Annotated in this window: 9 protein-coding genes; 6 read left to right on the top strand and 3 right to left on the bottom strand. The window is 43.6% G+C overall.

What is annotated here, in order from left to right; translation table 11 throughout:
• Positions 1-38 precede the first annotated feature (38 nt).
• The gene (locus Q1W14_RS06255) at positions 39-923 is read right to left on the bottom strand and encodes a DMT family transporter (protein ID WP_300699985.1); all 885 of its coding nucleotides are present in this window, start codon (positions 921-923) and stop codon (positions 39-41) included.
• A 225-nt stretch (positions 924-1,148) separates the two neighbouring features.
• On the opposite strand from Q1W14_RS06255, the gene Q1W14_RS06250 reads away from it, so the two are divergent.
• Positions 1,149-4,313 (top strand): tetratricopeptide repeat protein, encoded by a 3,165-nt coding sequence (locus Q1W14_RS06250; protein WP_300699983.1) that lies wholly within the window; start codon positions 1,149-1,151, stop codon positions 4,311-4,313.
• Positions 4,310-4,441 carry a hypothetical protein gene (locus Q1W14_RS06245; RefSeq protein ID WP_300699982.1) on the top strand — a complete coding sequence of 44 codons (132 nt, stop codon included), beginning with the start codon at positions 4,310-4,312 and terminating at the stop codon, positions 4,439-4,441. The genes Q1W14_RS06250 and Q1W14_RS06245 overlap by 4 nt, the downstream gene beginning before the upstream one ends.
• A gap of 672 nt (positions 4,442-5,113) precedes the next feature.
• On the opposite strand, the gene Q1W14_RS06240 is transcribed toward Q1W14_RS06245, so the two are convergent.
• Positions 5,114-5,950, bottom strand: a complete 837-nt coding sequence (locus Q1W14_RS06240; protein WP_300699980.1) for an AraC family transcriptional regulator — start codon at positions 5,948-5,950, stop codon at positions 5,114-5,116.
• Positions 5,951-6,149: 199 nt separating this feature from the next.
• Here Q1W14_RS06240 and Q1W14_RS06235 point away from each other — a divergent pair, with 199 nt between their 5' ends.
• The 4 genes from Q1W14_RS06235 to Q1W14_RS06220 all read left to right on the top strand — a co-directional run bounded on the left by Q1W14_RS06235 (position 6,150) and on the right by Q1W14_RS06220 (position 12,764).
• Positions 6,150-7,307 (top strand): efflux RND transporter periplasmic adaptor subunit, encoded by a 1,158-nt coding sequence (locus Q1W14_RS06235; RefSeq protein ID WP_300699979.1) that lies wholly within the window; start codon positions 6,150-6,152, stop codon positions 7,305-7,307.
• Positions 7,308-7,310: 3 nt separating this feature from the next.
• Positions 7,311-10,505, top strand: coding sequence for an efflux RND transporter permease subunit (locus Q1W14_RS06230; protein ID WP_300699978.1), 3,195 nt, complete (start codon positions 7,311-7,313; stop codon positions 10,503-10,505).
• Positions 10,502-11,923, top strand: a complete 1,422-nt coding sequence (locus Q1W14_RS06225; RefSeq protein WP_300699977.1) for a TolC family protein — start codon at positions 10,502-10,504, stop codon at positions 11,921-11,923. Before Q1W14_RS06230 ends, Q1W14_RS06225 begins: the two co-directional genes overlap by 4 nt.
• A gap of 151 nt (positions 11,924-12,074) precedes the next feature.
• Positions 12,075-12,764, top strand: coding sequence for an SGNH/GDSL hydrolase family protein (locus Q1W14_RS06220; RefSeq protein WP_300699975.1), 690 nt, complete (start codon positions 12,075-12,077; stop codon positions 12,762-12,764).
• 251 nt (positions 12,765-13,015) lie between these two features.
• On the opposite strand, the gene Q1W14_RS06215 is transcribed toward Q1W14_RS06220, so the two are convergent.
• On the bottom strand, positions 13,016-14,851 hold the full coding sequence (locus tag Q1W14_RS06215) for a DUF4906 domain-containing protein (protein WP_300700110.1): 1,836 nt from the start codon (positions 14,849-14,851) through the stop codon (positions 13,016-13,018).
• Between the last annotated feature and the right edge of the window lie 12 nt (positions 14,852-14,863).

Here is a 14,863-nt window from a genome sequence, read left to right as displayed (position 1 = left end):
AAAATTTAGTGAAGTGATGATAGAATAGGGCCGGTATATTATGTTTTCTTTCTTCCAGCCAAATATACTCCCCCCAGTATAAGCCCTGCACCGATCACCATCATATAAGTAATAGGTTCGCTCAACAGAAAAGCGGAACCCAGCATTGTTGCAAGCGGATTGAGATAAATGTAATTGGAAGCACGGATAGTCCCCAGCCGTTTCAGGATAATATTCCAGACAACGAAGCAGACCAGCGATGCAATAACTCCTAAAAATAGAAGGTTCAGCAGTACGCTGGGTTCGGTTAGGATAGACAAATTTACCTGCCAAGGCGAATAAAGGAAAGCGGGAAGTATAGTCAGCAAACCGTAGAAGAATATTTTGCGGGTAATGAAAACGGTATCGTATCGGTTGAGCAGTTTGCGCATAATCAGGCTATAGAATGCCCATGATAGTGCGGCCAGCAGTGAAAGGAAATCTCCCAGTGGAGAGAGATTCAGCACGAAGTGTCCGTTATAGACCACCATTGCAACACCTGCCAACGCTATAAGTGAACCACCGATTAGCATCGGAGTAGCCCGCTCTTTCTTATAGATTAGCAAAGCCAGTATAGTAGTCAACAGCGGAGTCATGCAAACAATGAAAGCAACATCGCAGGCAAGTGTAATACCTAATGCTGTATTTTCCGTAAGGAAGTAGATTGACCCACCTGTAAGTCCACCCAGCAATAACCAACCTTCATCTTTCCACGAATTGGCAAATAGTTTCCGGGGAGAAATAAACCAGATTCCGATATAAGCAATAACAAAACGTAACAGGAAGATTTCTTGCGGTGTCAGTCCGTTGTTTATTAATACTTTAGTAGAGATAAAGGTCAATCCCCAGATAGAAACTGTGAGAATGGCTATCAGATGATAGATGTAGTTATTCTTAGCATTCATGTGCTTCCTTATAAAAGTAGGGGCAAAGGTAATACTTTCAGATAGATATACAATAATAGCCGTTTCCTTTTCAAGCAGTTTCTAAGGACAAGGCTACGGGGGATTCTTGAAAAATAACTTGACAGAGCATTTTTTACAGTGAAAGACACCACTACTCCAATTATTTTCTTTACATTTATGCTAAATTTTAAAAAATCACCATGAATTACACACCATCCTATTACCATGAAAACCATCAAGATATTTTTAGCTTCCAGCGACGAGTTGGAGGTTGACAGAGCACGATTCGGCAATTTAGTACGCCGTTTAGACAAAATCTACGAGAAGCGGGACATCCGTATTGAACTGATTGAATGGGAAGACCTCGATGCAGCCTACAACGGGCAACGCAAACAAGATGAATACAATCAAGAGATTCGTGAGAGCGACCTCTTCCTGGCGGTATTTCATCAAAAGGCGGGCAAATTCACGCTTGAAGAGTTCAATGTGGCAACCGAAGAGTTCAAAATGCACGCTTCGCCCAAAGTTTATGCCTATATGAAGGACTTGGCGGAGGACGAGCAGGAACAGCCCGAACTGACAGCCTTCAAGAAACGCTTGTTCGACGAGATGGGGCACTACTGGTGCCGCTATGGCAATACCGATACCATGCAGCTCCACTTTGTGATGCAGTTGCAATTAGTGGAGAGCAACCGCCTGTCGGGACTAAAGTTGGAAGTGGAGAACGCACAAGTAAAGCTGGACTCCATGCCTGTAGCCGACTTGAGCCAAGTGCCTTTTACAGCCAATAACCAACAGTATATTGAATGGAAAGAGAACCTTGCCAAAGTACAAGGCGAAATCGCCGCCTTTGAAAGCATCCTTGCCACCACGCCCAACGAGACCATAGAACAATTACTGGGCAGTAAGCGCACTGAGCGATATAACCTCCAAGAGAAGCTGAATGATTTAGAGAAATCACTCTTGGATACCGCCCTCACCATTGTGTCGCTGCAAGGACGTGCGTCAAGCGACCGCCTGCGCCGTGCCATTGATCGCTTCGAAGCGGGCGACAACATGGGAGCCAATGCCATTCTCGACCCCAAAGAAATAGAAGCCGACACCCGACGCAACTTAGAGAACTACCGCATGGGCAAGCAACTGACCGAAGAGGCTCAAAAGGCTGTATTCTCTAATATAGAAGAGTATCGCCTGCGAGCCAAAAACTTGCTAACTATCTACAGTAATGAAAACCGTTTCGTGGAGATTGAACAATGCTATGACGAAGCGATGCGATTGGCTAAAGAAGTGGAGATGAATAAAGAAGTGTATGGGGATTTACTCCGTGAATATGGAACTTTTCTTTTTAATTATGCCCGGTATGACAAGGCCTTAGTAATTTATCAAGAACTAATTTCTATTGGCAAAATCTTGTATGGCTTGGAAAATCAGCACACAGCCACCAGCTATAACAATATAGGAATGGTATATGATAACCAAGGAGAGTATGATAAAGCATTGGAATGGCATTTTAAGGCTTTAGCTATCTATGAAAAGGTTCTCGGGGTTGAACATCCTAAGACAGCCAGCAGCTATAACAATATAGGAGCGATATATGATAGCCAAGGAGAGTATGATAAAGCATTGGAATGGTATTTTAAAGCTTTAACGATTCGTGAAAAGGTTCTCGGAATCGAACATCCTGATACAGCCGGCAGCTATAACAATATAGGAGTTGTATGTAATAGCCAAGGAGAGTATGATAAAGCATTGGAATGGTATTTGAAAGCTTTAGCTATTCATGAAAAGATTCTCGGGGTTGAACATCCTAAGACTGCCACCAACTATAGCAATATAGGCTCCATATATAGTAACCAAGGGGAGTATGACAAAGCATTGGAATGGTATTTGAAAGCTTTAACTATTCGTGAAAAAGTTCTCGGGGTTGAACATCCTGATACAGCCACCAGCTATAACAATATAGGCTCCATATATAGTAGTCAAGGAGAGTATGATAAAGCATTGGAATGTTTTTTTAAGGCTTTAGCCATTCGTGAAAAGATTCTCGGGATCGAACATCCTAATACAGCCACTAGCTATAACAATATAGGAGCGATATATAGTAACCAAGGAGAGTATGATAAAGCATTGGAATGTTTTTTTAAGGCTTTAACCATTCGTGAAAAGGTTCTCGGGGTTGAACATCCTAAGACAGCCACCAGCTATAACAATATAGGATCTGTATATGATAGCCAAGGAGAGTATGATAAAGCATTGGAATGGCATTTTAAGGCTTTAGCTATTCGTGAAAAAGTTCTCGGGGTTGAACATCCTGATACAGCCGACAGCTATAGCAATATAGGATTGGTGTATGATAACCAAGGAAAGTATGATAAAGCATTGGAATGGTATTTGAGGGCTTTAGCCATTCGTGAAAAGATTCTCGGGATCGAACATCCTGATACAGCCACCAGCTATAACAATATAGGAGCGATATATGATAGCCAAGGAGAGTATGATAAAGCATTGGAATGGCATTTTAAGGCTTTAGCTATTCGTGAAAAGGTTCTCGGGGTTGAACATCCTAAGACAGCCACCAGCTATAGCAATATAGGATCTGTATATGATAGCAAAGGAGAATATGATAAAGCATTGGAATGGCATTTTAAGGCTTTAGCTATTCGTGAAAAGGTTCTCGGGGTTGAACATCCTAAGACAGCCACCAGTTATAACAATATAGGATTTGCATATGATAGCAAAGGGGAGTATGATAAAGCATTGGAATGGTATTTTAAAGCTTTAGCTATTCATGAAAAGGTTCTCGGGGTTGAACATCCTGATACAGCCACCAGCTATAACAATATAGGATCTGTATATGATAGCCAAGTAGAGTATGATAAAGCATTGGAATGGCATTTTAAGGCTTTAGCTATTCGTGAAAAAGTTCTTGGGGTTGAACATCCTGATACAGCCACCAATTATTACAATATAGGAAGTGTGTATAATAACCAAGGAGAGTATAATAAAGCATTAAAATGGTATCTTAAAGCTAATATAGGAGGCCCCAATGATGTTAGTCTTATTAGAGCAATAGGAGATACCTATTGTGATTTGAATAATTTATCAAAATCTATAGAATGGTATCAGAAAGGATTGGAGATAGACGGGAATAATACCATAATACTAAACAATCTCGCCTATACCTATAATCAGATGGGTGAGCATCAAAAAGCGATTGAAACCGCAATGAAAGCCATAGACATTGATTCTGATTATGCGAATCCATATCGCCATGTAGCGATAGCTTACGAGGCGATAGACGACATGAATAAAGCGATAGAGTATTATATTCGTAGCGCTGAATTAGGCAATGAAAAGGCCAAGCAGTGGTTGAAAGAACATAAACCATGAAAACCATCAAGATATTTTTAGCTTCCAGCGACGAGTTGGAGGTTGACAGAACACGATTCGGCAATTTAGTACGCCGTTTAGACAATATCTACGAGAAGCGGGACATCCGTATTGAACTGATTGAATGAGAAGACCTCGATGCAGCCTACAATGGGCAATGCAAACAAGATGAATACAATCAGGGGATTCGTGAGAGTGACCTCTTCCTAGCGGTAAAAGTCACCTATATGCAGACTGGTAAATTATCATTTACCTCATTTCGGATGGGTTTTGAGGTAAATGGGAGTTTAGCGCAGCTTAAGCCTGAAGGGCTTTTATCTTACAGCCCAGGGCATCGCCCTGGGTACATATAATAGGTTGTTAACGTTGCGCCCTGAAAGGGCAAAAGTCTCTATAACAGGTCTTATGCCCTTTCAGGGCGCAGAGTGTGTAGGCATTCAGAGACCCAGGGCGATGCCCTGGGCTGTAAGATAAAAGCCCTTCAGGCTTAAGCTGCGCTAAATAGTCATTTAGTTCATGTATCATCCAGTTATGTGCAATAGAAATTCAGTTTGTTTCTGCATTTGAGAAGACCATGTGATAATGTTTAAATTTAATCAAGTTCTCTCTCTAATGAGCTATCCCCCGTCAGAGTACCTTCTGAGTAGGGTCTTTCTTCAACACCGAGGAAGGTAGGGTTCGGCACCGAGTAACCCCTTGCTCGACACCGGGGAACAAGCCCTTCCTCGGTGTCGGAAAAAACAAAGATAAGTATTACTGTTTAGAATGTAATATTCTGTTTCCTTTTCTTTGTGTATTCATTATTCCTTCTTCGTCCGATACTCCTTGGGCGACATCCCTGTATGCTTCTTAAAATATCGTCCGAAAAAGGATTGGTCGGGGAAGCGATACTTGTCTGCAATCTCCTTCAGCGATAAGTCGGTTGATTGCAGGGCAACTTTCAACTCCAACATCAAAACCTCATCAATAATTTCTTTGGCGGAATCTTTTGCTATTTTATTGGTGATGGACGACAGATAGCGGGTAGAGATGCAAAGTTGTTCGGCGTAAAAAGCAACATCCCGCTGGGTGATACAGTACGTATGTACCAAACTTATGAACTTTTTGAACAATTCTTCTCCTCGGTTACTACCATTTATCTGTTCGGGTGTGAAGAGGCGGGATACCTTGTCGAAGGTATCGAAGAAGAAGATTTGCAGCAGGTTTTGTGCAATGGTTTCACGGAAGCGATTTTCGGAGTCGAGATAGATACCTTCGCTTGCAGCGATTAGTCCACGGAGTGCGCGCAATGGGTTTTCCTCAGTATGCGTATAGCAAGCATTCTCTTTCAGAAAATGGATAAAAGGAGGGTCCAACCGGAAGCAGGCGGTCTTGAACATCACGTCCGAATAAGCGAAATAGCGGGCACTGAAGTCTTCGCTTGCCGATGTTAGTGAGAATATGCACTTGGGTAATATGATAATGCTCGTATTAGGCACAATGTGATATTTCTGCAAATCAATGGTGATTTCCGCTTCTCCCTGAATACAAAATATCAAGGCGCCATTGTTCATTTTTACAAGTCGGTTATGGAAGTATTCCAGATCATCTGTTCCCGATCTGAACGTTTCTTGCTGAGTAGTTAATAATGGGTTCATATTTTAGTTTCGTTATGAATTACGCTGGCAAAGGTACAAGTTCTTTTTGACTTGTTAAATAACATGTTCCGAAAATGAACAATTGTGTGCACTCTATGAAACAAGTTATTGTTCAAAAACGGCATAACTTTGCCGCCGGCTTTCAACAAAGAAGTGGAACGAATGAGAGACAAAACATTATTTTTTTAAGATAAAGAGTATGATAACAAAAAAGAGTATGATGAACCAGATGATAGTATTCATCTGTAGTGTGACATTGGCAGCTTGTGGCAACGCCCCTGCCGTTCAACCCCAATCGGAGTATCAGGTGATGAACATCACGACGACCGACAAAGAACTGCAAACTGCTTATTCGGCAGCGATCCGTGGACGTCAGGACATTGACATTTACCCGCAAGTATCGGGTACTTTAACTAAGCTTTGTGTAGAAGAAGGACAAGCGGTACGCAAAGGACAAGTGCTGTTTATTATAGACCAGGTGCCTTACTTGGCAGCCTTGCGTACAGCTGAGGCGAATGTGGAGGCCGCGCGTGCCGGAGTAGCCACTTCCCAACTGACGTATGACAGCAAGAAGGAATTGTATGCCCAGAAAGTAATTTCGGAATTCGACCTGAAAACCTCCTATAATAGCTTGCTGACGACGAAAGCACAGCTGGCACAAGCTGAGGCACAACAGGTGAACGCCGCCAATAATCTTTCTTATACGGAAGTGAAGAGTCCGGCTGACGGTGTAGTGGGAACCTTACCTTACCGGGTAGGTACATTGGTGAGCGCAAGTCTGCCGAAGCCATTGACTACCGTTTCGGACAATTCCAATATGTACGTGTACTTTTCAATGACGGAAAATCAACTGCTGGATATGACTCGCCGTTATGGTTCAAAAGACAAAGCACTGGAGGAAATGCCTGCTATCATTTTGCAGTTGAATGACCGTTCTGCATATTCTGAGCAAGGTAAGATAGAAACGATTAGTGGGGTGATTGATACTTCTACAGGTACGGTAAGTTTACGCGCAGTATTCCCTAATAAAGACGGATTGTTAACCAGCGGTGGCTCGGGCAATGTCGTTATTCCGGTACAGAAGCAGAATTGTATCGTTGTTCCTCAGGCAGCTACTTACCAAGTGCAGGATAAGGTCTTTGTATTTAAAGTGGTAGATGGCAAAGCGCAATCGGCACCGGTACAAGTGACCCGTGTGAATGGTGGACAAGAATATATTGTAGACGATGGGTTGAAAGTAGGCGATACGATTGTTGCCGAAGGAGTGGGACTGTTGCGTGAAGGTACGCCTATTCAAGTAAAAACGGTTTCAGCACAAACACCGGAAACAGCTAAAGAACAAACAAAGGAGGATTAATTTATGAATTTACGAACCTTTATAGAACGCCCCGTCTTTTCGGCAGTCATCTCTATTACGATTGTCATTCTGGGCATCATCGGCTTGTTCACACTACCCGTAGAACAATACCCCGATATCGCACCGCCTACCATCATGGTGAGCACCACCTACTACGGTGCTAGTGCCGAGACCCTTCAGAAGAGCGTTGTCGCCCCGTTGGAGGAAGCTATCAACGGTGTGGAGAATATGACCTACATGACCTCCAGCGCTACCAATGCCGGAACCGTTTCCATCACCGTTTACTTTAAACAGGGCACCGACCCCGATATGGCGGCGGTGAATGTGCAGAACCGCGTTTCCAAAGCTAATGGTCAGTTACCCGCTGAAGTAACCCAGGTGGGTGTTACTACCAGCAAGCGTCAGACCAGTACCTTGCAGATGTTCTCCCTCTTTAGTCCCGACGACAGTTACGACGAGAACTTCCTGTCCAACTATATCAGTATTAACCTCAAACCTCAGATTCTTCGAATCTCCGGGGTAGGTGATATGATGATTATGGGTGGCGACTACTCCATGCGTGTTTGGATGAAGCCCGACGTAATGGCGCAGTATAAGTTGATTCCTTCGGACGTAACGGCTGTATTGTCGGAACAGAACATCGAGTCTGCTACCGGTTCCTTCGGCGAGAACTCTGACGAAACCTATCAATATACCATGAAGTATACCGGACGGCTCATCACCCCCGAAGAGTTTGGTGATATCGTTATCCGCTCTACCGAAGACGGCGAAGTGCTGAAGCTGAAAGATATTGCCGATGTAGAGTTGGGCAAGGATAGCTATGCCTACAAAGGCTCGATGGATGGACATCCCGGTGTTTCTTGTATGGTGTTCCAGACCGCAGGCTCCAATGCAACGGAGGTAAACCAGCAGATTGACAAACTTCTCGAAGAAGTGAGTAAGGATCTTCCACAAGGCGTGGAGCTGACCCAGTTAATGTCGTCCAACGACTTCCTTTTCGCCTCTATCCACGAGGTTGTGAAGACCCTGATTGAAGCTATCCTGCTCGTAATCCTTGTGGTGTATGTTTTCTTGCAGGACATTCGTTCTACACTCATTCCGTTGGTGGGCATTGTCGTTTCGCTTGTCGGTACGTTCGCTTTTATGGCGATTGCCGGATTTAGTATCAATCTGATTACACTATTTGCACTGGTGCTGGTCATCGGTACGGTGGTGGACGATGCCATTGTGGTGGTGGAGGCGGTGCAGGCACGGTTCGATGTCGGCTATAAGTCCTCCTACATGGCTAGTATTGATGCGATGAAAGGTATCAGTAATGCTGTAATTACTTCTTCACTGGTGTTTATGGCGGTATTTATCCCCGTGTCATTTATGAGCGGTACTTCGGGTACGTTCTATACACAGTTCGGATTGACGATGGCTGTGGCGGTAGGTATCTCGGCAGTCAATGCTTTGACACTGAGTCCGGCTCTCTGTGCCCTGCTGCTGAAACCTTATATTAATGAAGATGGCACGCAGAAACAGAATTTTGCTGCTCGTTTCCGTAAGGCATTCAACGCTGCTTTTGATGTAGTGTCAGAGAAGTATAAGAAGATTGTATTGCTCTTTATCAAACGCCGTTGGTTAGCATGGTCGCTGTTGACATGCTCCATCGTGTTACTGGTTTATTTGATGAACACTACCAAGACGGGACTCGTGCCCGACGAAGATCAAGGTGTGCTTTTCGTGAATGTCAGCACTGCTCCGGGTAGTTCGCTCAAAACCACAAGCGATATCTTGGATCGTGTGGAGAAGCGCCTCGAAGGTCTTCCGCAGAAGTTGCACATGCAGAAGGTGGCAGGCTACGGACTTCTCTCCGGTCAGGGAAATTCTTTCGGTATGATTATCATGAAGTTGAAGCCTTGGGACGAACGTAAGGGGGATGAAGACCAAGTGCAGGCAGTCATTGGTCAGATTTATGCACGTACGGCTGACGTTAAGGATGCTACTGTATTTGCTATCGCTCCGGGTATGATTCCGGGTTATGGTATGGGTAACGCACTCGACCTCAATGTGCAGGATAAGCAGGGTGGTGATATCAACACCTTCTTTCAGACTACACAGGAATATATGGCTGCGCTGAACGGGCGCCCCGAGATTGCAATGGCATACTCCACCTTCGATGTACGCTATCCACAGTGGACGGTAGAGGTCGATGCCTCGAAGTGCAAGCGCGCCGGCATTACGCCGGATGCAGTGCTCTCTACACTTTCCGGCTATTATGGTGGACAGTATGTATCTAATTTCAACCGCTTCTCCAAAGTATATAAGGTGATGATACAAGCCGATCCGAAGTCACGTATGGATGAGACTTCGCTCAACAATACCTTTGTGCGTATGAGCAATGGTGAGATGGCACCTCTGAGTCAGTTTGTCACCTTGACTCGTAGTTATGGCGCCGAGTCGTTGAGCCGCTTCAATATGTTCAACTCCATCGCTGTGAATGCTATGCCTGCCAATGGTTATAGTACGGGAGATGCTATTCGTGCCGTACAAGAGGCGGCGGTGGCTGCACTTCCTAAAGGCTATGGTTACGACTTTGGCGGTATCACTCGCGAAGAGAGCCAGCAGGGGGGAACCACAGTAATCATTTTCGGAATCTGTATTCTGATGATTTACCTTATCCTGAGTGCGCTCTATGAGAGTTTCATTGTGCCTTTTGCCGTAATCCTTGCTGTTCCTGCGGGATTGATGGGTAGTTTCCTTTTTGCCCGTATGATGGGGTTGGAGAATAACATTTATCTCCAGACCGGTTTGATTATGCTTATCGGTCTTCTTGCCAAGACCGCCATTTTGCTGACGGAGTATGCCGTTGAGCGCCGCAAATCCGGTATGGGACTGATAGCTTCTGCCGTCAGTGCAGCCAAAGCTCGTTTCCGTGCCATCTTGATGACGGTACTTACGATGATTTTCGGTCTTTTCCCGCTTATGGTAGCCACCGGTGTAGGTGCCAATGGTAACCGTTCGTTGGGTACGGGCGTGATTGGTGGTATGACTATCGGTACGTTGGCATTGCTTTTCATCGTACCTGTGCTATTCATCACTTTCCAGTGGTTGCAGGAACGTGTGAAACCTGTGCAGGCACCCCAAGCCCTCGACTGGCAGATTGAAGAAGAAATGGAAATTAGTAAGAAAGAAATAGAAGAATCGCATAAATGAAGAAACAAATAATCACCTTGTCCGTAGCTGTTCTGCTTTTGAGCAGCTGCGGCATCTACACCAAATATGAACGTCCGGAAGTGAAGACTGACGGACTCTATGGTCAGGACGCCCTCAGTGGGCAAAGCGTTGAGGCGCAAGATACCGCCTCCATCGCCTCCCTTTCCTGGCGTGAACTTTTCGGCGATCCGCAACTGCAATCGCTCATCGAGCAGGCTTTGGCAGGAAATACCGATCTCCTTTCGGCTCAGCAACGTATCAAGGAGGCTGAGGCTACCCTTTCATCGGCCAAGTTGGCTTATCTGCCATCCTTCATGCTTACTCCGCAAGGAGGTGTAAGTAGCTTTGATAAGTCTAAAGGCTCGTGGACTTATTCGGGAATTGCTTCTGCCAGTTGGGAAGTAGATATATTCGGTAAACTTACCAACTCCAAACGCCGGGCCAAAGCACTCTATCTGCAAAGTGTGGAATATGAGCAAGCTGTCAGCACTTCGTTGATTGCCAACGTTGCCAATCTTTATTATACCTTATTAATGCTTGATGAGCAATATCGTATTTCCGAAGAAACCGCTGCCAACTGGGGCGAAAGCGTACGTACTATGCGTGCCATGATGGCTGCTGGAATGACGAACGAAGCTTCGGTTGCTCAATCCGAAGCAAATTGCCGTCAGGTAGAAGCATCTTTGCTCGACATGAAGCAGCAAATCAAGGAAGTGGAGAATAGTCTTTCTATTCTTCTTGGAAATGTACCCGGTGATATAGCTCGCGGCAATCAGTCTTTGAAGGGTGAATCATCCGCAGTTAGCAGTCCGCTTTTCACGCAAGCGTTTCCCGGTGAACTTACGGTAGGTATTCCTTTGCAACTCCTTTCCCGCCGTCCCGATGTGAAGAGTGCGGAACTCTCTTTGGCAGCCGCTTTCTATAATACGAATGCCGCCCGTTCCGCTTTCTATCCTTCCATTACTTTAAGTGGTACGGCAGGGTGGACTAATTCAGCCGGAAGTATGATTATCAATCCGGGTAAACTTCTGCTTTCTGCCGTGGGTTCATTAACCCAGCCACTTTTCAATAAAGGCTTGAATCTGGCTCAACTGAAAATAGCCAAAGCTCAGCAGGAAGAAGCTAAACTTTCTTTCCAACAAGCTTTGCTCAATGCCGGTAGTGAGGTAAACAACGCCCTAACCCAAGTGCAGGTGGCCCGTGGCAAAACTCAACTCCGAACGGAACAGATTACTTCTTTGGAAACAGCTGTCCGTAGTACCCAACTTCTGATGCAACATGGTACATCCACTTATCTGGAAGTCCTCACCGCACAGCAATCTTTACTCTCTGCCCAACTTACCCAAGTAGCCGATCGTTTTGATGAGATACAAGGTGTCATCAACCTGTATCAAGCACTCGGTGGTGGCAGAAATTAACAGCATACTCTCTCTTTTTCTCTCTCTGCCTCTCTATTCCTTTGTCATTTCCCAATCTGGAAAGATGGAGGGTAGAGGGGTTTTCTTTTGACTTTTGGGTTGGATCTATATTTTTTCTCTATATTTGACCCTGATTAAATATAACATAGCTATGAATTACAAATCCTTACCCCTTTTTCTTTTTCTACTCTTGATTTTAACTTCTGTCGGTGATGTTTTTTCTCAGCAGAAAGTGTCTATATTGGGTGATTCTTACTCTACCTACTACGGTCATGTAACTCCTGATACGAATTTATGTTGGTACGGTGTACCCGGTGAAAAGAAAGAAAATGACGTGAAGAAGGTAGAAGATACATGGTGGTATCAATTTATAAATGGTAATGACTACCAACTGGAGAAAAATAATTCCTATTCCGGTTCTACTATCTGTAACACTGGTTATAAGAAAGCCGATTATTCAGACCGTTCTTTTATAACCCGTATGAGTAACCTTGGCAAACCGGATATCATTCTTATTTTTGGAGGTACCAATGATAGTTGGGCGGGTGCGCCTATTGGCAATTATAAGTATGCCAACTGGACAAAAGCCGATCTTTATAATTTCCGTCCTGCCTTCTGCCAATTGCTGGACTATATTGCCAAGAACTACCCGGAAGCCAAGGTGTATAATATCACCAACTCCGAACTTTCAGCGGAAGTTACCGATTCTATGGATAAGATCTGCCGTCATTATGGAATTACTAATATCCGCCTACACGATATAGACAAGCAGTGGGGGCATCCGTCTGTTCAGGGGATGAAGAGCATTAGCGAACAAATTTATAAAGAGCTGAGTAATTAAAATATCCTCCACGCTTCGCAGCGTAGAGGATATGCAAACAAACAAAAAACAGACGTTGACAATTACATCTTCAGTGTTGAGGGATACTTTTCACTGAATGATTGGAACACTTTCCTTGTACTCTAAATTGATATAAAGAGTTTAAGTGTAGTTGCAAAGTCTGTTGAGTATATATTTTGTTTTTCTGGTATAATTAATTTTTTGGAGTAAGTATTTACTCGGGATTGCTTTTATGAATTTGGAATTCTGATTTATTCTTTTACACAACGTACTGTAAGACCAAGTGCTCTATAATAATCACTTGCAAGATGTGCATTATTGATTGGATGATAATAATAGAAATAAGTAGCATGTTCGTGATTTTGTCCGGAAGGCGAGGACCACCACATAGAATACTGTATTCCGGAGTTACGTAATAGTCCGGTAGTTGCCCAGCGAAATCCAGTCAGTGGGCAAAAGATTTCTTCCGAACAGGTTTTAAATTTGCAGGTTATTCCATTAGTTATTTGTGTAATTGCCATACTTGTAGTTGTTGATACCCAACTCGAAATTCCATCATCTGCTAATCCTGTCCAACTGTCAGCTGGTGCAATTCGCCATCCGGCTGGACAAGGATCATAAATTGTCTTTTTCCCCGTTTCTCCTACTACTCCCCAAGGCAGAGGATCTAAATATCCTGCATTGACACCTATTCCGTCTGCTGTTGTTACTTTATTATTGTCTCCCCATAAGCAATTTGATATTTTCCATGCGCTAGAGTTTATGGTAGCATTATAAATCCAGTTATATGTCGAACCATTGTAATATATAAAACGTTCGGGATGATTGATAGTATAATTTAAAAGTTCCTGGGTCGTGCTGCCTAATGAGGAGTTACTTGGTACTATTTCACTGCCAATAGTAAATCCGGTCGTTTTGTAGGCTGTTGACGAGCCGTAACCATAAATAGTTGATTCGCTATCTGCTGTATAAGTACTACCTCCGGGAAAGGGGTCTTTTCTTCCATATTGGTATTGCATATTATAAATACCGATATTGCCTGCAGGTGTTAGATAGCTTTTAGCCGTATTTAGTTGTGATCCTAAACTGCATCGTGTCATGACTATTGAACGTTTTCTCCCAGCACTAGCACCTATTCCTGGCAAACTTGTATACCAAGTTCGTGCTGTATTAGTTATGATTGTCATAGTATGACTACTGTTTAGAGTTGCTAAATCTACTTCATCTGTGCGCCAGATATGCCAGCTCCATAAGATTTTACCACTAGTGTCACGTATGGCAATTACTGCATTTCCCTTATCTGTACCTGTTTTAAACTTTATGGTGCCTGTATTGCAGTCCCATATAACCCACTCAATTAAACCTTTGCTTGTTTCCCAAACGACTACTGCATCTTTTACGGCAGATATAGGGATATCTATGGCACGTGTCGCTTCGGGTATTATAGAAGGTAGCATACTAACTCCAGGATACTGTTCATTGGCATAATCCTGTGTACTGCCATTTCCGCGTATTGTTCCAGTTATACTATACCATTGTTTATTTTTGGCTGCTAAATAGCAATTGGCATTTCCTGCACTACTCAAATTGGAGATTCCGGTTGCTTCTATATTAACTCTGGAGTCTGCTTTCCCTGCTTCTAATGTGATGTTATATGTATAGCTGCTATTCCGTTTAATATTGAAGTCTGTTGTATTATTTTCGCCTAAATAAACTCTCCAGTTTACAGCTATACCTGATAAATTGCCATTGATTACAATATAGGTTGCATAAGTGGGGGCATTAATTGCAGTTTTATCTTTTTGCTGAGTGATAGTACTGACAACTCCTTGGCGATTTTCAAACATGTAAAACACAATGTTAGTAGTTATAACATTGCCTATATCTTGGATTCCGCTTTCAAGCCAAGTGGTGTTGTTAGCATCCGTGCTACCAGATAGGTAATACGATTTTGAGGGTAAATTGCAAACTTTGTAGCCAGTAATAGTTATTCCACTTTCCGACTTTATTTTGATGTTCAGGGTTATTTTTGCTGCCATTCTGGTTACTGTTATTTCTTCCGATAGGGATTGTATCCCTGCTACAATATTTACTTTACT

Source organism: Bacteroides sp., assembly GCF_030151085.1.
GTDB lineage: Bacteria > Bacteroidota > Bacteroidia > Bacteroidales > Bacteroidaceae > Bacteroides.
The sequence above is the reverse complement of the archived record's forward strand: the minus strand, read 5'-3'. Positions and strand labels throughout refer to the sequence as shown.

What these genes read in the sequence shown, in the direction of transcription:
- Q1W14_RS06235 (WP_300699979.1), top strand. Translation starts at nt 6,150, where the DNA reads ATGATAACAAAAAAGAGTATGATGAACCAGATGATAGTATTCATCTGT.
- Q1W14_RS06250 (WP_300699983.1), top strand. Translation starts at nt 1,149, where the DNA reads ATGAAAACCATCAAGATATTTTTAGCTTCCAGCGACGAGTTGGAGGTT.
- Q1W14_RS06240 (WP_300699980.1), bottom strand. Translation starts at nt 5,950, where the DNA reads ATGAACCCATTATTAACTACTCAGCAAGAAACGTTCAGATCGGGAACA.
- Q1W14_RS06225 (WP_300699977.1), top strand. Translation starts at nt 10,502, where the DNA reads ATGAAGAAACAAATAATCACCTTGTCCGTAGCTGTTCTGCTTTTGAGC.
- Q1W14_RS06255 (WP_300699985.1), bottom strand. Translation starts at nt 923, where the DNA reads ATGAATGCTAAGAATAACTACATCTATCATCTGATAGCCATTCTCACA.
- Q1W14_RS06230 (WP_300699978.1), top strand. Translation starts at nt 7,311, where the DNA reads ATGAATTTACGAACCTTTATAGAACGCCCCGTCTTTTCGGCAGTCATC.
- Q1W14_RS06245 (WP_300699982.1), top strand. Translation starts at nt 4,310, where the DNA reads ATGAAAACCATCAAGATATTTTTAGCTTCCAGCGACGAGTTGGAGGTT.
- Q1W14_RS06220 (WP_300699975.1), top strand. Translation starts at nt 12,075, where the DNA reads ATGAATTACAAATCCTTACCCCTTTTTCTTTTTCTACTCTTGATTTTA.